The sequence below is a fragment of the Cupriavidus sp. GW823-FHT07A04 genome, from assembly GCF_058794615.1.
The window spans coordinates 121,634-136,862 of sequence record NZ_JBXAHA010000024.1 but is presented as its reverse complement, the minus strand read 5'-3'; the positions used below and the strand labels follow the sequence as shown (position 1 = coordinate 136,862).

General features: G+C 66.3%; 14 protein-coding genes. All 14 read right to left on the bottom strand.

The annotated features are described in order from the left end of the window. Nucleotides 1–127 precede the first annotated feature (127 nt). The 14 genes from AC1Q7Q_RS33900 to fliD all read right to left on the bottom strand — a co-directional run bounded on the left by AC1Q7Q_RS33900 (nucleotide 128) and on the right by fliD (nucleotide 15,210). Nucleotides 128–781 (bottom strand): LbetaH domain-containing protein, encoded by a 654-nt coding sequence (locus AC1Q7Q_RS33900; protein WP_492372387.1) that lies wholly within the window; start codon nucleotides 779–781, stop codon nucleotides 128–130. Then, a complete protein-coding gene (locus AC1Q7Q_RS33895; RefSeq protein WP_492372386.1) occupies nucleotides 772–1,593 on the bottom strand; it encodes an NAD-dependent epimerase/dehydratase family protein in 822 nt (273 codons plus the stop codon). Before AC1Q7Q_RS33895 ends, AC1Q7Q_RS33900 begins: the two co-directional genes overlap by 10 nt. An 8-nt stretch (nucleotides 1,594–1,601) precedes the next feature. Continuing rightward, nucleotides 1,602–2,672: an FkbM family methyltransferase gene (locus AC1Q7Q_RS33890; protein WP_150992975.1), complete on the bottom strand. Its 1,071-nt coding sequence runs from the start codon at nucleotides 2,670–2,672 to the stop codon at nucleotides 1,602–1,604. Nucleotides 2,673–2,780: 108 nt separating this feature from the next. Then, nucleotides 2,781–3,326 carry a dTDP-4-dehydrorhamnose 3,5-epimerase gene (gene rfbC / locus AC1Q7Q_RS33885; protein ID WP_309408345.1) on the bottom strand — a complete coding sequence of 182 codons (546 nt, stop codon included), beginning with the start codon at nucleotides 3,324–3,326 and terminating at the stop codon, nucleotides 2,781–2,783. Continuing rightward, nucleotides 3,323–4,606, bottom strand: a complete 1,284-nt coding sequence (locus AC1Q7Q_RS33880) for a class I SAM-dependent methyltransferase (RefSeq protein ID WP_492372384.1) — start codon at nucleotides 4,604–4,606, stop codon at nucleotides 3,323–3,325. The genes rfbC and AC1Q7Q_RS33880 overlap by 4 nt, the downstream gene beginning before the upstream one ends. Then, nucleotides 4,603–5,661: a CDP-glucose 4,6-dehydratase gene (rfbG, locus tag AC1Q7Q_RS33875; RefSeq protein ID WP_492372392.1), complete on the bottom strand. Its 1,059-nt coding sequence runs from the start codon at nucleotides 5,659–5,661 to the stop codon at nucleotides 4,603–4,605. Before rfbG ends, AC1Q7Q_RS33880 begins: the two co-directional genes overlap by 4 nt. Before the next feature lie 5 nt (nucleotides 5,662–5,666). Then, complete coding sequence (rfbF, locus tag AC1Q7Q_RS33870; RefSeq protein WP_043353489.1) at nucleotides 5,667–6,440, bottom strand: glucose-1-phosphate cytidylyltransferase; 774 nt, start codon at nucleotides 6,438–6,440, stop codon at nucleotides 5,667–5,669. Beyond that, the gene (locus tag AC1Q7Q_RS33865) at nucleotides 6,437–8,662 is read right to left on the bottom strand and encodes an O-linked N-acetylglucosamine transferase family protein (protein ID WP_492372383.1); all 2,226 of its coding nucleotides are present in this window, start codon (nucleotides 8,660–8,662) and stop codon (nucleotides 6,437–6,439) included. The genes rfbF and AC1Q7Q_RS33865 overlap by 4 nt, the downstream gene beginning before the upstream one ends. 111 nt (nucleotides 8,663–8,773) lie before the next feature. Next, the gene (locus AC1Q7Q_RS33860; protein ID WP_492372382.1) at nucleotides 8,774–11,014 is read right to left on the bottom strand and encodes an O-linked N-acetylglucosamine transferase, SPINDLY family protein; all 2,241 of its coding nucleotides are present in this window, start codon (nucleotides 11,012–11,014) and stop codon (nucleotides 8,774–8,776) included. A 238-nt stretch (nucleotides 11,015–11,252) separates the two neighbouring features. Further along, nucleotides 11,253–11,573, bottom strand: coding sequence for an EscU/YscU/HrcU family type III secretion system export apparatus switch protein (locus AC1Q7Q_RS33855; RefSeq protein ID WP_492372381.1), 321 nt, complete (start codon nucleotides 11,571–11,573; stop codon nucleotides 11,253–11,255). Further along, a complete protein-coding gene (gene fliK, locus AC1Q7Q_RS33850) occupies nucleotides 11,570–12,895 on the bottom strand; it encodes a flagellar hook-length control protein FliK (protein WP_492372380.1) in 1,326 nt (441 codons plus the stop codon). The genes AC1Q7Q_RS33855 and fliK overlap by 4 nt, the downstream gene beginning before the upstream one ends. A gap of 8 nt (nucleotides 12,896–12,903) precedes the next feature. Further along, a complete protein-coding gene (locus AC1Q7Q_RS33845) occupies nucleotides 12,904–13,239 on the bottom strand; it encodes a flagellar protein FliT (protein ID WP_492372379.1) in 336 nt (111 codons plus the stop codon). Nucleotide 13,240: 1 nt separating this feature from the next. Further along, nucleotides 13,241–13,687, bottom strand: a complete 447-nt coding sequence (gene fliS, locus AC1Q7Q_RS33840; RefSeq protein WP_492372378.1) for a flagellar export chaperone FliS — start codon at nucleotides 13,685–13,687, stop codon at nucleotides 13,241–13,243. A gap of 50 nt (nucleotides 13,688–13,737) precedes the next feature. Beyond that, the gene (fliD, locus tag AC1Q7Q_RS33835; RefSeq protein ID WP_492372377.1) at nucleotides 13,738–15,210 is read right to left on the bottom strand and encodes a flagellar filament capping protein FliD; all 1,473 of its coding nucleotides are present in this window, start codon (nucleotides 15,208–15,210) and stop codon (nucleotides 13,738–13,740) included. Between the last annotated feature and the right edge of the window lie 19 nt (nucleotides 15,211–15,229).

Below are 15,229 nucleotides of genomic sequence, written 5' to 3'. Positions count from 1 at the left end.
AGTTGGTTGATCTTGCCGCTGGTTGGCTCCCCTCTCCCACTTGTGGGAGAGGGGCCGGGGGAGAGGGCGGGCGCTTGCTATGCCGCGATGCCTTCGTTACGGCACGGGCCGACAGCCTCCCGGGAATTTACAACCGGAAATACTCTTCCGCCGCTGGTTCGCGCACCGGCTTGCACACCAGATCCCCGGCATTTCCCGCGTACACCAGGCAATCCCCCGGCGTATCGCGATTGATCACGCTAACGCCCTGCGCAATCACCGAGCCATTGCCCACATGGCTGCGGCCGATGATGGCGGTATTGGGATACATCACCACGCCGTCGCCGATCACCGGGGCGGCGCCGTGGTTCTTGCCTACCGTGGAGTTCTGGTACAGCACGAGGTAATTGCCGTAGGTGGCTTTTGCCAGCACGATGCCGACCGAGTGCCCGATGAAGAAGACTTCCGGCATCTCGATCTCGTAGAACAGGTCAATGCCGTTGAGCGCCTTGTTCAGCAGGAACAGCCGCGTGCAGGCGCGGGCGTCGCCCTCGTTGCGCCAGATGGTGTTGGCCAGGTAGTAGAGGTACTGGCAGTACTGGCTGGAGTGCAGGTAGTTGAAGCGCCCTGGGTGCCACATGCGTACGGCGTTGATGCAGCGTTCCACCCGGGCTAGTGCTTGCGCCTGGTGGCGCTTGATCAGCGGCAGCAAGGTCTCTGCCTTGCCGTCCGGCACCAGCGCCGCGACCTGCGCGCAGGTGTAGGCGGCAAGGCTTTCAGGTGTCTGGTCGATCAGTTCCATGTTCTTGCTCCTTCCAGGTGAGCGGCCAGCACCTCGCGCACGTCGCGCGGTGCTACGCCTAGCGCGCGCAGGCGCGTCACGCTGCATACCGCCGCCGGTTGCGCCCGGGTGGACCTGGCCAGTTCGACTGCCCAGCCTGCGCGGTTGAACACGTCGGCCAGTTCGCCGTTGGAGACGTTGGCGCCGCTGGCCACGTTGAAGATTCCGCGCTCGCCCAGTGCCGACATGGTGGACAGGGCTTGCACGACATCGTCGAGGTGGATGTAGTCACGCACCAAGGCGGCGTCGCTGTCGAGCTGGAATGCGCGTTCGGTCGATGCGCGCTGCAGCCATTCGGACAGGAAGCCAGGCGAGCCCGCCGACCAGTCGAAGACGCAGGACAGCCGCGCCACGGCCGTGCGTTCCGGCGCGAGCGTGAGGCACAGGTTCTCGCCGAGTGCCTTGGAGAGGTCGTAGAGATGCCGCGGGTTGGCTGGCTGCAGCGTGAGCGCGCCGGCCTCGTCGCCTACCGGCAGCGCGGAGCTGTCATACAGGCGGGTGGAGGAGAGATAGACCAGGTGGTCCCAGCGGCTCGCCTGCAGCAGCCGGGCCAGCAGTCCGACATGGGCTTCGACCGTATCGAAGGGGCGCGCGGCAAAGTCGGCGGTCAGGCCGGCGCAATAGAACACGCGGCCGAGGTCGCGCGCCAGCAGGCCGGGGTCGTCCCGGCCGGGCACGTGGACTTCATGCCCGGCCTGGCGCAGCGCCTGGACCAGGCGCTGGCCGACAAAGCCGGCGCCACCGATCACGGTACAAGGTACGGAGCCGGGCATGTCTGGCCTCACGACAACGGGTGATGCAGCGCCGGGTCACGGTGCCACAGCAGCTTGGGGCTCACGCCATGGCACACGGAGAAGTCCGCGCCCTGCAGCAGGGACGGGTCCTTGACGGCGACCATGTTGAAGCCGTGCGCCGGGCCTTCCAGGTAGACCTCGTCGACCGGGATCAGCTCGATGGGGCGGCCGGCCATGTCCACGTTGGAGTTGAAGTCGCGCACCGCGAACACGCTGTAGCCGAAGCCCTGGAGCAGCTGGATGATCTCCGCGTTCTCCAGGCCGTTGCTCCAGTCCACGTAGTGGCGGTGCACCTCGAACACGATGTTCGGGGCATCGGGCGCCGGGCGCGACAGTTGCTCGCGCGCGCCCTTGAACACGTCAAGCTCGGCGCCTTCGATGTCCAGCATGATCAGGCTGAGCTTGTCGAGCTTTTGCTGGGCGCAGTAGTCGTCGATGGTGATGGTGGCAAAGCTGTCGTCGCCGGCAGCGCCATCGGCGCGCTCGGCGTGGGCGAAGGAGTCGTTGCCGACCAGGCGCAGCTGGGTGCTGCTGTCCGACCACAGGCCCAGGCGCCAGCTGTGGATGTTCTCCACATGGTTGAGCTGCGCGTTGTTGCGCAGCATGCCGAGCTGGTCGGCATTGGGCTCGAACGCGTGGCAGGCGCCACCGGCGGCGGCCAGCTGCTTGGCCATCAGGATCACCTGGTCGCCGAAGTAAGCGCCGCCAATTACCGCGTTGCCGCCGTTCTGGCACAGCTTGACCAGCAGCTTGGTGGTTTGCGGCTCCCATACGTGGTCCGGCTGCGCCGGCGTGCTCATCAGGAAATCGCGGGCGATCTTGGTGCGGTAGAGGAACTCGAACACGGTGCCATCGGCCAGCGTCTTGCGCAGGCGCGATTCGTCGTCGTACATGGCGTCGACGATGGGGCCCGTGATGTCATCGCGCACGCTGCCTTCGTAGCCGGAAAGGTCTTGCTCGATGGACTTGCACAGCGCGACCAGCCGGTCGCGGGCGGCCGCGCTGGTGCCAACTTCGCGCAGGGCTTTGGACAGTTTCTGCAATTGATCGGTACTCATGGAATGGCTCCGCAGTTTGGCTTGTTGGTCGGCTTGGCTGACCGGTTGGATTTGATGATTCGGCAATTCGGGAAATTCGGTGTTTCGGTGTCTCGGGCAATACGAAATTCAATAACAACTGACCGCTGCCAGGCACGGCAGTGCAAGGTCCTTGGCCGAGATCAGCCGGTTCTCGCACGGCGGCCAGGCAATGCCGATCTCGGGATCGTCCCAGCGCACGCCGCCGCTGTGGGCGGGCGCGAAGGGCACGGTCATCTGGTAGAAGACTTCGGACAGATCCGTCAGGGTCTGGAAACCGTGTGCCACGCCCCTGGGGATGTACAGCGCGCGCTGGTTCTGCGCCGTCAGCTCCACCGAAAACCACTGGCGGTAGCTTGGCGAGTAGGGGCGCAGGTCCAGGATCGCATCGAAGATGGCGCCGGTGGTCACGCGCACCAGCTTGTCCTCGCCGGCAGGCTCGTACTGGAGATGCATGCCACGCAGGATGCCGGCCCGGGTATTGCGCGAGATGCTCTGCTGCACAAAGCGCCCGTTCAGCCCGTGGTCCGCGAAGGCATCCACGCAAGCCGTGCGCGCAAAGAAGCCGCGCTCGTCCGCCAGGGGCTCCGGGTCCACCAGCCATGCGCCTTCGATGGGGGTCCGCGTGAAAATCATGGCAGCACCGCGGTTTCCGGAATGGCCACCACGAAGCGGCCGCCCCATTCGCGGATGCCGGCCATCTGCGCGATGACTTCGTCCTTGATGTTCCAGGGCAGGATCAGCAGGTAGTCGGGCTTGTCGCTGAAGACCTGCTCGGGCGCCACCACCGGGATGCGGGTGCCGGGCAGCAGGCGGCCCTGCTTGGTGGGATTGCGATCGACCACGTAGTCGATGAAGTCGGTGCCGGCGCCGCAGTAGTTGAGCAGCGTATTGCCCTTGGCGGCGGCGCCATACGCCGCGATGCGCTTGCCGGCATTGCGGGCTTCGATCAGGAAGGCGAGCAGGTCGCGCTTGGCCTTGCGCACGCGCTCGGCAAAGCCGGCATACAGCGCGGCCGAGCGCAGCCCGGCGACGCGTTCTTCTTCCAGCGTGGCGGCCACCGAGGGGCGGGTCGCGTGGTTGGCGTCGGCATGGCAGGCAAACACGCGCAGGCTGCCGCCATGGGTGGGCAGGTGCTCGATATCGAACACGCGCAGGCCGGCCCGGGCGAATACCGGCTCCAGCGCCGATAGCGACAGGTACGAGTAGTGCTCGTGATAAAGCGTGTCGAACTGGTTCTGCTCGATCAGGCGCAGCAGGTGCGGAAACTCCAGCGTGATCACGCCCTGGGCCTTGAGCACCAGCGGCATGCCGCCGACGAAGTCGTTGATGTCCGGCACATGCGCCAGCACGTTGTTGCCCAGCAGCAGGTCCACTTCCCAGCCTTGCTGGCGCAGCGCGCGCGCGGTGTCGCGGCCAAAGAACAGCTCGCGGCTGTCCACGCCCTTGGCGCGTGCGGCGGCGGCGGTGTTGGCGGTGGGCTCCACGCCCAGGCAGGGAATGCCGGCTTGCACGAAGTATTGCAGCAGGTAGCCGTCGTTGCTGGCCAGCTCCATCACGCGGCTGTCGGCGTTCAGGCCGAGGCGGTGGGTCATGGTGCTGACATAGCGCTGCGCGTGCTCCAGCCATGACGACGAGTACGACGAGAAGTAGACGTAGTCGTCGTGAAAATGTGTTTGGGCAGGCGTGGCGTCGCGCAATTGTACGAGCCAGCAGTGCTGGCACACCATCGCATGCAGCGGGTAGAAGGTTTCCGCCAGGGCCAGGTCGTCCGCCTTGATGAACGCGTTGGAGACTGGCGACAGGCCAAGGTCCACCACGGTCTGCGCGAGCGGCTGGCCACAGGAACGGCAGGCCGCGTCGCTGGCAGCGTGGCTGGAATGGGTAGCGGGAATGGCGTGGGCAGCGTCTGTCATACGCAGAATTGCTCGATTTGTCGTTCGGTAACGGACCGCGCCTGGGCCGGAGCTTCATGCACGGCACGGTACCAGTGGGCGGTAGCGGCAAGGGCCTGGTCGAGCGGCCAGCGCGGCTCCCAGCCAAGCAGTCCTCTGGCCAGCGCAGAGTCCAGGTGAAGGTTGCGGGCTTCGTGCGGTGCGGCGCCGGCGGGATCCGGGCGATGCTCCCAGCGCAATTCGGGCCAGTGTTGCGCCAGTCGCGCCAGCACCGCGCCCACGGCGAGGTTGTCGGCGGCTTGCGGGCCGAAGTTGAAGGCGCGCGCAAGCGCTTGCTCTCCGGCCATCAGGCGTGCGCCGAGCAGCAGGTAGCCGTGCAGGGCTTCCAGCACATGCTGCCAGGGCCGCGTTGCCTGCGGGTTGCGGATTTCGAGCACCGCGCCGGCGGCGGCCGCGCGTGCGGCATCGGGCACCAGGCGATTGTCGGACCAGTCGCCGCCGCCGATGACATTGCCGGCGCGCGCGGTGGCGACCAGCACGCCGCGTTCGGCCAGGAAGGCATTGCGATAGCTGGCGGCAACCAGCTCGGCCGCGGCCTTGCTGGCGCTGTACGGGTCATGCCCGCCGAGCGGGTCGGTCTCGCGGTAGCCCCAGAACCATTCCTTGTTGTCGTAGCACTTGTCGGTGGTGATGACCACCACGGCACGTACCGAAGGGCAGTGGCGCACCGCTTCCAGCAGGTTGACCGTGCCCATGACGTTGGTGGCCCAGTTGGCCACCGGGTCGCGATAGCCGGCCCCGACCAGCGGCTGCGCCGCCAGGTGGAAGACGATCTCCGGCTGCGCTGCCTGCATGGCGGCAGCCAGCGTGCTCGCATCGCGGATGTCAGCCAGGTGGTGGGCGTGCAGCGTGCTCTGGACGCCCGCCGCAGTGAACAGGCCGGCCGGCGACTCGGGCGCCAGCGCATAGCCTGTCACCCGCGCGCCGAGGCGAGCCAGCCATAGCGCGAGCCATGCGCCCTTGAAGCCGGTGTGGCCGGTCACGAAGACCGGCCGGCCGGTGTAGCCGTCTAGCATGCGGGTCACCATGTCTTCCAGGGTGCCGCGCCGGATTGCCACAACTGCTCCAGCATGTTCTTCTCGCGCAGGGTGTCCATCGGCTGCCAGAAGCCTTGGTGCTCGAACGCCAGCAAGTGCCCGCGCGTGGCAAGCTCTTCCATGGGGGCTTGCTCCCAGCTCGTCTTGTCGTCGGCGATCAGGTCGAGTACCTCGGGCTGCAGCACAAAGAAGCCGCCATTGATCCAGGCGCCGTCGCCGCGCGGTTTTTCCGCGAAGCCGGCCACCATGCCTTCGCTGGTACGCTCGAGCGCGCCGTAGCGTCCCGGCGGCTGCACCGCCGCCACCGTGGCCCAGCGGCCGTGGTTGCGGTGAAAGGCGATCTCGGCGGTGAGGTCGATGTCGGACACGCCGTCGCCATAGGTAAAGCAGAACGGCTCGCCAGGCGTGAGGTACTCGCGCACGCGCCGCAGGCGGCCGCCGGTCTGCGATTCCTCGCCGGTATCCACCAGCGTCACGCGCCACGGCTCGGCCTTGCGGCAGTGCACGTCCATGCGGTTTTCCGACATGTCGAAGGTCACATCCGACATATGCAGGAAGTAGTTGGCGAAGTATTCCTTGATGACGTAGCCCTTGTAGCCCAGGCAGATGACGAAGTCATTGATGCCGTGTGCGGCATACATCTTCATGATGTGCCACAGGATCGGCTTGCCGCCCACTTCAATCATGGGCTTGGGACGCAGGTGGGACTCTTCGGATATGCGGGTACCCAGCCCGCCCGCCAGGATGACGGCTTTCATGCTGCTTCCTCCAGCACCTGGATGCCCAGGATTTCGTAGGTCGAAGGTTTGCCCTGGCTATCGAGCAGGGCCAGGTCGAGGCCGAACTGCTGCTGCAGGATATCGGCCACGGGACTCGTGTCATGACCGCCTTCGCGCATCCGCACGCTGAGCAGGCGGTAGAGCGGCAGGTGGTACGGACGCAGGTTGACGGCTTCCATCAGTAGTTCGAGCGCACGGTCGTAGCGGCCTTCGCGCTGGGCCATCTCACCCAGCGCGAAGGCGATCAGCCAATGCTTGCTCCACTTGGCCGACATGTTTTCCAGCAGGCTGTTCAACTCGATATGGCGTCCTTCCTGCAGAAGCAGCCCGATGGTCAGCACCAGTTCTTCCATCGAATGCCAGGCGCCATTGCAGAACACGCCGTCCTGCGTACGCGGCTTGAGGTGGCTCACATCCCGGTGCTGGCTGATCAGATGCGCCGCCTGGTCTTCGAACCAGCGCGTAAACCCGGCCACGTCGGCGATGGCGCTCTTCTCGAAGCGATGCCGCAGGGAGAGTCGCAGCGCGTTGAGCTGCTCCACGTCCGCAGCAAGCTGCGCGGCCATCTCGACGTAGGCTTGCTCCGTTTCGCAGACCAGGCCACCCAGGCCTACGGCGTGCAGGAAGGGCGCGGAGACGCGGGTGTGGAATGCCGGGCCGGCCAGCGAGATCACGGGCACGCCCATCCAGAGCGTGTCGCAGGTCGTGGTGCCGCCGGTGACCGGCGAGGTATCCAGTGCGATATCGATGTCGTGGTAGGTCAGGTACTGGTTCTTGCCTTCCCGGGGGATGCAGGTGACGCGCTGCGTGTCGATGCCGGCTTGCTCCATGCGCTCCAGCAGCGGCACCTTCACTTCATCCGTATCGAGCCCCGCCGCCTCGACCAGCAGCCGGCTGCCAGGGCAGCGCGCCAGGACGGCGCTCCACATCCGCAGGGTCCGGTCGGTCAGCTTGCCGATGTTGTTGCAGGAGCCGAAGGTAATGAAGCCATTGCGCAGCGCCGGCGTTTCCCTGACCTGGTAATCGCTCTGATAGACCGTCAGCGGATTGCCAACCAGCGGGTGGTAGACGGCAAACGGGCCGGGTGCGCGCAGCAGGTTCTCGGTGTAGTTGGGCTCTGCCCCGGCCGGATCCCCGATCCAGTCGGTCACGCGATGCTGCACTGCCGGCATGCCGGTGCTGCCAGGATAGCCAAGCCAGGTGAGCTGCACCGGAGCCAGGCCGTGGACCATGTAGTGCAGCGGCGAGGTGCCCGTATATCCGCCAAGGTCGATCAGCACATCGACGTTTTCCTCGCGGACCAGCTTGACGATTTCACCATCCGGCTTATTGGCCAGGCTGACGAAGCGGTCGCAGTAGATGGAAATCTTGTGCGTGACGTTGTCGTGATAGGCGTGCAGGCTGAGCGCCACGACTTCGAACCTGGCGCGGTCGAGGTTGGCGATCAGCGGGATCAGGAAGTAGGCGCAGGCATGCTTGTACAAGTCGTTCGACAGGATGCCGATACGGATCCTGTCCGAGCGGGGGCGGGGCTGCACGGGCAACGCCGGCAGCCGCTCGCGCGCCAGCACTTGCGCATACCTGGAGGCTTCGGCCAGCAAGTCTTGCGCGCTCGTCTTCTCGCCGAAGAGAAGCATGAACAGCAGGTTCGAGCGGATGTTCTTGTTGGTTGGCGCGGTTGCCGCGGCGCGGCGCAACACCCGGATCGCGTCCTCGGCAAAGCCGGTGTTTTTCAGGTCGTTGGCATAGTTGGCCAGGATCGCCGGATGATCCGGGGCGATCTCGATGGCCTTGAGCGAGGCTTGCTTGGCTTCGGCATGCATGCCCAGCTTGTTCAGCACGATGGCGTAGTTCGCCCAGCCTTCAAGGCACCGCGGGTGGGATGCCACGCAGTCTCGCAGCATGGTCCTGGCGTCCTCCAGCTTGCCCATCGCTGCAAGGATGCGCGCGCACATGGACGCGATCTCAGGCTGGCCGGGATGCGCGGCCAGTCCTTCCTGGGCGAAACGGTACGCGTCGTCGAGGCGATGCAGTTCCAGCGATGAAAAAGCCGCCCAGTAGTAGGGCTTGGCCATATGCGGGGCGAGCTTCCTGGCCTTCTCCGCATGGATGATGGCTTCCTCGAAGTGGCCAGAGAAATGACTGGCTTCGGCCTTCTTGTTATGCTGGTCCGCTTTGGCGTTGAATGCGAAGTTCTTCATAGGGTAAGGGTGGATTTGCCGGGCCGGCAGGCCGTTGCAGGGCAACACCCAGCCGCAACGGCGCCGGGCGGATGAGCCCGGGGGCGGTCCGCACCCCGGGCGAGCGGTAGCTCATGCATGTGCCGGCTCGGCTTGCATTGGCTGGCTGACGTCGATGCCGAGGACTTCCAGCACCGTTGGCGCACCCTGCTGTTCGACGAGTGCCAGCGGCACCCCGAGTTGCTGCAGCATGAATTCGCCAAGCGAGCCCTTGTCGTACTGGTACTCGTCGAGCCGCGCGCTAAGCAGGCGGTACAGCGGCAGGTGATAGGGCCGCAGGCCAACGCTCTCCATCAGGTAATCGACCGCGGTGTCGTGCTGCCCGGCGCGATGTTCGATCTCGGCGAGTGCGTAGGGAACGATCCAGTGCCTGGGCCACTTCGCCGAGAAGTTCTCGAGCAGCGCCCGCAGTTCCACGTAGCGGCCCGCCTCCAGCAGTCCAGCGACGGCAATCACGATTTCCGCCATGGTGTGCCAGGTGCCGGAGAAGTACACGCCGTCGTGCGGGCCGGGCGTGCTGTCGACCGGGCGGTGCGGCTTGAGCGCTTCGGTGAGCTGGTCTTCCATCCAGCGCGCGAAGGCGGCGCTGTCGGCCAGGGGACTCTGCTCGAAACGCTGCCGCAGCGACAGGCGCAAGGCGTTGAGCTGGTTTGCGTCCGCGGCCAGTTGCGCGGCCATCTCGACGTACGCTTCGTCGCTGTGGCAGATCAGGCCACCCAGGCCGAGCGCATGCAGGAAGCTGGCGGACATCCGCGAGTGGAAGGCCGACCCCGCCAGCGTGATCACCGGCACCCCCATCCACAAGGCGTCGCAGGTGGTGGTGCCGCCGGTCAGCGGCGCGGTGTCCAGCATGATGTCGATGTCGTGATAGGTCAGGTACTGGTTCGTCGCCAGCCGGGGGACGCAGGCGACCCGGGCCGGATCGATGCCGGCCTGGGCCAGGCGCGCCAGCAGGGGGCCGCTGACGGCGTCGTTGTCGAGGTCGCGTGCTTCGATCAGCAGGCGGCTGTCCGGGCAGCGGGCCAGAACCGCGCTCCACAGGGCCACGGTCTGCTCGGTGATCTTGCCCAGGTTGTTGCAGGAGCCGAAGGTGATCGCGCCAGTGCGCAGCGCCGGCGTCTCCTGGACCCTGTATTTCGGGCCGTACGCATTGAGCGGGCTGTGCACCAGCGGCGCATACGTGCAGAAGACGGTGGGCGCCCTGAGCAGGGTTTCAGTGTAGTGGGGCTCGAAGCCTTCCGGGTCGCAGGTCGCGTCGCTGATGCGGTACTGGATGGACTTCAGGCCGGTGCTGCCGGGATAGCCAAGCCAGGTCATCTGCACCGGCGCCAGCTCGTGCACCATGTATGGCAGCGGCGAATTGCCGGTATGGCCGCCGAGATCCATCACGACGTCGAGCTGCGCGTCGCGGATGGTCTGCACGATGTCGGTGGTGGTTCTTCCCGCCAGTTCGATGAACTCGTTGGCGTGCAGGCGGATCTTGTCCGTGACGTGGTCGCTCTGCGGGTTGAGCGAGAGCGCCACCACTTCCACCCGGGAGCGGTCCAGATGTGCCATCAGCGGCAGGATGAAGTAGGCGCAAGCGTGGCGCAGCAGGTCGTTCGAGAATAGGCCCAGGCGGATCGGACCGCTGGTGCGCCGCGGCGCAATGTCGTTGCGCGGCAAGCGCGGGCCGTCCAGCAGCAGCGCTTCGTAGGTTCTGGCTTCGCGCAGCAGGTCAAGCGCCGTGGTCTCCTGGGCGAACAACATCGCGAACAGCAGGTTGGCCCGGATGGCGAGGCTGCGCGGTGCCAGCTTTACCGCCTTGCGCAGCGCCGGCATGGCCTCCACCATTTCGCCCGTCTCCTTCAGGGCCAGGGCGTAGTTGCAGGCCGCAGTGGCTTCGTTGGGGTCGATCGCCAGTGCCTTGCTGGCGGCTTCCTTGGCCGCCGCGGGTTCGCGCAACTCCAGCAGCAGGGCGGCGTAGTGCACCCACGCGCTCAGCGAGCCGGGAGCGGCGCCGACGCAGTGCTGCAGCAGTTGCCTGGCTTGCTCGTGCTCGCCGTTGCGCAGCAGGACGAAACCGCCAAGAGACATCAGCTCGATGTCGTCGGGGAAATGCTGCAGCCCGTCGCGCAGGATCTCGCCGGCCTTCTTCGTATCCTGCAGGGCCAGCCAGGCTGCCATCTGCCAGTAAGAGGCGTCGGCCCGCTTGCCGAGGATCTGCTCCGCCTTTTCGGCTTCTCTGAGTACAGCGCGGTACTGGCCGGCCTGGTAGGCTGCGCGAGCCTTCTCGATCTGGCGGGGAGACTTGCTAGCGTTGGTAGGTTTCATCGGTTGGGCCCGTCTTGGCGGGCTGGTACAGGCAATGCGCTTATTGGCGACGCCGCCGCGTACCGGGAAAGGCGGTGTCGCGGCGGCATCGCCAGGCTGTTCCGGCCCCTGAAAGTTATCAGGACGACAGGCACGGGGAGGCCGGAATACAAGCCAAAAAAGAGGCTAATTCCGGAGGCGGGGCAGCAGTGGGGTGAATGCGGCGCTTTCGGGGGGGAGGGCGGCCGCCGCCGGGGACTCAGCGAGGGCTGAACGTATTCGACGCCGGCGCGGAACCGGCTTGTGCCTCGCCCTTTTCGAGCTGATACAGCCAGGCCAGCAATTCGGCCACGGCCACGTACAACTGCTCCGGGATGCGCGAGTCCAGGTCGACCTGCATGAGCAGGGTCACCAGCGCGGGGGAGTTGTGGACATAGACGCCGCTGTCGCGGGCGCGGGCGATGATGGCGTCGGCAACGTCGCCGTAGCCCTTGGCTACCACGCGGGGACTATTGTCGCGCGTTTCGTCGTAGCTCAGCGCTACCGCGGAGCCGCGCGCGTTGTCGTCGGGTTGACTCACCGCCTGGTGCCCCCGGCCGGTTGGAAGATGCCATCCACCGCCATCGCAGTGAGATCGAGGCCGGTCGCGGCGAGGCGATCCTGGAGCTGCGCGCGCGCACCGGCCAGGAGATTGACGGAGGCGGGCGCCGCCAGGCGTGCTTCGATGCTGTTGCCGGTCAGCCTGATTCTGGCCTCCACGGTGCCAAGGTTGGGGAATTCGAGGACCAGCCGGGTCGACCAGATGCCGTCGGCAATGGCATCCGGCTCGCCCTGCCCGCGCGCGGGGTTGTCATCCTGCTCGCGCAGGATCTGCCATTGCATCGGTGTACCCGGCCACGCTTCGCCCATCCAGCGGAATTGCTGGGTTGCCAGGGTGTCGAGCTGCTGGCGCACCAAGGTGGTGGCATCGGGGTGCACGGCGGGGCCGGTGGCGCTGGCGGCTCGCAACGGGTCGGCGGCCGGCTTGCTTGCGCCGAAGATGTCGTCCGCCGAGAGATGCACCGTGCGCGGCGCTGGCGTGGCTGAAGCTGCCTGGTAGGCCTGGGTTGCCTGCTGGGCGAGATGTGCCGAGGGCGTGGACGGGTTCGCGGCAGGCGCCGCCGCCGTGGAGGCGGTGCTGGGAGCGGGCGCTGAATAAGTGCTCGCGGCCTTCTGCGCTTGTGCCGGCGTGTCGGCACCGGGACCTTCTGCGGGAAGGGGGAGGCTGCCCGAATCCGTCGCGACGGCGACAGCGGTGGCTGCCTTGGCAGCCGCCTGGGCAACAGCCTGCGCCGGGGCAGGCGCCGCCGCGCCCGCGGCCGGCTGATACGTCAACTGCAATACGGGTTGTGCGGGATCCGTGGTGGCCGGCGGAGCGGGCGGGCGCCCCAGCATGGCCTGTGGCTCGCGCATCAGGCTGTCGAGCGCGCGCGTGCCGTTCAGCCACTGGCCGAGATGCGACTCATAGAACAGGCCGCTTTGCCCAACCTGGCGGGCCAGCGCGCTTGCCAGCGAGCCGGCCTGGCCGCTGCCAGGCGGTGTGGCCACGATGGGCGCCGCGCTGCGCAGCGGCGCGGCGTCGGTGCCGTCCAGGATATCGAGGATGACGCGCGCGGCCGTGCTGAGCGACTCGCGCGCCGAAGTCGTTGCCGCGCCTTCGGGCGCAGGCGGCATGCCGGTACCGACCGTTCCAGCCCGGCCTTGCTGCACGGTGTTGCCGCCCTCGGCAGACCCCACCATGTCGGTGACGGTGCCAACCGGCTGCAGGGCTGCGAGCTTGGCTACGGTAAGGGCGGACTTGAGCGCCTGCGGATCCGCGCGCAGGGCAAGCGATACATCTGCCGGAAGGTTGATGCCGATCATTCGCCGTATCAGGCCGGCGAGCCGTAGGCGTGATGCAGTTCCTGGCGGCGGCGCGAGTTATTCAGCAGGTACCCCAATTCCTCCATCTTCGGCGTGACCAGGTTGCGGATGGCGGCATCCTGCGACAGGATGTTTTCCAGCATCCGGTAGCGGTAGCGCCGCTCTTCGGCGCTCAGCAATGCCACGTCGTCGATGCTCTTCAACGTGCTGACCTGGGTGACGTATCCGTTCTGCAGCGCGCACAGGGTATCCCAATTGCCCGCGCGCGCGGCTTCGCACATCAGGCCGGACAGGCGCAGCAGTTCTTCGTAGCAGGCGATGATCTTCTTCTTTTGCGGCAGCATGTCAGGACCCTATGGAGACCGCTTCCCTCGGCATGGACGCCTGGGGCGCAGGCTCCGGCATGGCTGCCGGATCGATCTGGCTCCACGCCGAGGCGATGTCGGCCAGCAGCTTGTCCACCTCGTTGAAGCGGCTCTCGTCGTTATGCAGGTTGGCTAGCATCAGCTGCCGGGTCATGTAGTCGTAGAGCGCATCGAGATTGCCGGCAAGCTCGGCGCTGGCGCCATGATCCAGCGACGCGCGCAGCCCGCTTTCGATGATGTTGATGGCGTTGGAGACGGCTTTGCCTTTCTCGGCGATTTTGCCTGCTTCCATGTGGAACTTGGCGCGGGCGATCGCCGCCCGTGCACCATCGAACAGCATGACGATGAGGCGGTGCGGCGAGGCACTCATGGCCCCGGTCTCGTGGCCGACATTGGTGTAGGCGTTGGCGGCGGTGCGTGCGTACATGGCGGCGCTCCCTGAGTTTGTTATGACGTGTGCGAGAAACCCGGCCGGGCTCAGCCCGACGTGCTGGTCGAAGAGCTGAACTGCTGCGTCAGGTAAGTCTTGGTCGAGTTCAGCTGTGCCATCAGCGTGTCCAGGTTCTGGAACTCGGTCTGGTATTGCGCCACCGCGGCATCGATCTGGGCCGACACATCGGTGTACTGGGTCGCGAGCGACTTGAGCGTGGCGTTGACACCGTTGGTGGCGGTAGTCAGCGCGCCCGTGGGCGAGACAAAGCCCGCCGCCGCGCTCGACAGCTGGTTGCCGTAGCCCGACTTGCCGTCGGTGCCGCTGAACAACTGCGCGACGCCCGTGCGGTTGGTGGTGAGTGCGGTATTGAGCTTGCTCGAATCCAGCGACATGCTGCCGTCGGCGTTGAAGCTGATGCCGATCTGCGTCAGGTTGGTCAGGCCGGTGGTGCCGGTGGCCGTCTGCGGGGTATTGATGACGTTGCGCAGCTGGTTCTCGATCACGCGCAGCGTGGAGTCGCCCAGCAGCGCGCCGGCGGTCTTGGTGCTCGGGTCGTAGGCGGAGAGCTGGGCCGCCGTGGACTGCAGGGTGTTGTACGCGGTGACGAAGCTCTGCACACCGGTAGCCATGGCACTGGTGTTGCTGGCCACGTTCACCGTGCTGGTGCCGGTGGTGGCCAGGTTAAGGGTCACGCCCTGGGCCGCGCCCTGGACCGAATTGCTGGCACTGGTGATCGCCAGGCCGTTGATGCTGAGCTTGGCGTCCTGTGCCGCGATGTTCTGCGTCATCGCCGTCGTGCCGCCCGGGTTGTACGTCAGCAGGTTGCTGATGGTGGTGGGGTCGCCGCTGCCGTTGCTGCTGACCGAAACACTCATGCTCGAAGCAGCGCCGGTGGTGTTCGAGGTCAGCACCAGGTGATAGGGCGTGCTGCTGCCGTCGTTGACGATACTGGCGGTAACGCCGGCATTGGCGGCATTGATGGCGTCGCGGATGCCGCTCAGCGTATTGTTGGTGCCGTTGATGTTGATCGACGCTGCCGCGGCGCTGCCGGGTGTGAAGGTGGTCGTGCCGCCGCTGGTGGTGGTGGTGCCGAACTGGATCTGGATGGTGGCGCTGCCCAGCTGCTGGCCGGTGCTGTCGGTGATGCCGTTCGAGACCAGCGTCTGCGACTGTGCCAGCTGCGAGACGTTGACGGCATAGCTGCCCGCCACCGCGGTATTGTCGGCCGAGGTGCTCAGCACGCTGGTGTTGCTCGACGAGGTGGTGGTGCTGTTGTACAGGCTGGCCGTGCCCAGGGCGGTGGCGGCGGACTGGAACGAGGCCAGCGCCCCCTGCAGCACGCCATAAGCTGAAAGCTGGGTGTTGACCGCGCTCTGCTGATCGGTGATCGGGGTGAGCTTGAGCTGTTCCGCCGATTTCAGATTGGTCAGCAAAGTGCTCAGATCCAGGCCGGAACCAACACCAAGCGACGAAATCGCTGAACCGCTTGTCGAACTCGTTGCACTCGTTGAACTCATGATGCGTACCTGTGGTTTA

Bases quoted from the DNA above. Each gene is read 5' to 3' on its own strand.
- AC1Q7Q_RS33890 (WP_150992975.1), bottom strand. From the start codon at position 2,672: ATGAGTACCGATCAATTGCAGAAACTGTCCAAAGCCCTGCGCGAAGTT.
- rfbG (WP_492372392.1), bottom strand. From the start codon at position 5,661: ATGCTAGACGGCTACACCGGCCGGCCGGTCTTCGTGACCGGCCACACC.
- AC1Q7Q_RS33865 (WP_492372383.1), bottom strand. From the start codon at position 8,662: ATGAAGAACTTCGCATTCAACGCCAAAGCGGACCAGCATAACAAGAAG.
- AC1Q7Q_RS33880 (WP_492372384.1), bottom strand. From the start codon at position 4,606: ATGACAGACGCTGCCCACGCCATTCCCGCTACCCATTCCAGCCACGCT.
- fliD (WP_492372377.1), bottom strand. From the start codon at position 15,210: ATGAGTTCAACGAGTGCAACGAGTTCGACAAGCGGTTCAGCGATTTCG.
- rfbF (WP_043353489.1), bottom strand. From the start codon at position 6,440: ATGAAAGCCGTCATCCTGGCGGGCGGGCTGGGTACCCGCATATCCGAA.
- AC1Q7Q_RS33845 (WP_492372379.1), bottom strand. From the start codon at position 13,239: ATGCTGCCGCAAAAGAAGAAGATCATCGCCTGCTACGAAGAACTGCTG.
- rfbC (WP_309408345.1), bottom strand. From the start codon at position 3,326: ATGATTTTCACGCGGACCCCCATCGAAGGCGCATGGCTGGTGGACCCG.
- AC1Q7Q_RS33860 (WP_492372382.1), bottom strand. From the start codon at position 11,014: ATGAAACCTACCAACGCTAGCAAGTCTCCCCGCCAGATCGAGAAGGCT.
- fliS (WP_492372378.1), bottom strand. From the start codon at position 13,687: ATGTACGCACGCACCGCCGCCAACGCCTACACCAATGTCGGCCACGAG.
- fliK (WP_492372380.1), bottom strand. From the start codon at position 12,895: ATGATCGGCATCAACCTTCCGGCAGATGTATCGCTTGCCCTGCGCGCG.
- AC1Q7Q_RS33895 (WP_492372386.1), bottom strand. From the start codon at position 1,593: ATGCCCGGCTCCGTACCTTGTACCGTGATCGGTGGCGCCGGCTTTGTC.
- AC1Q7Q_RS33900 (WP_492372387.1), bottom strand. From the start codon at position 781: ATGGAACTGATCGACCAGACACCTGAAAGCCTTGCCGCCTACACCTGC.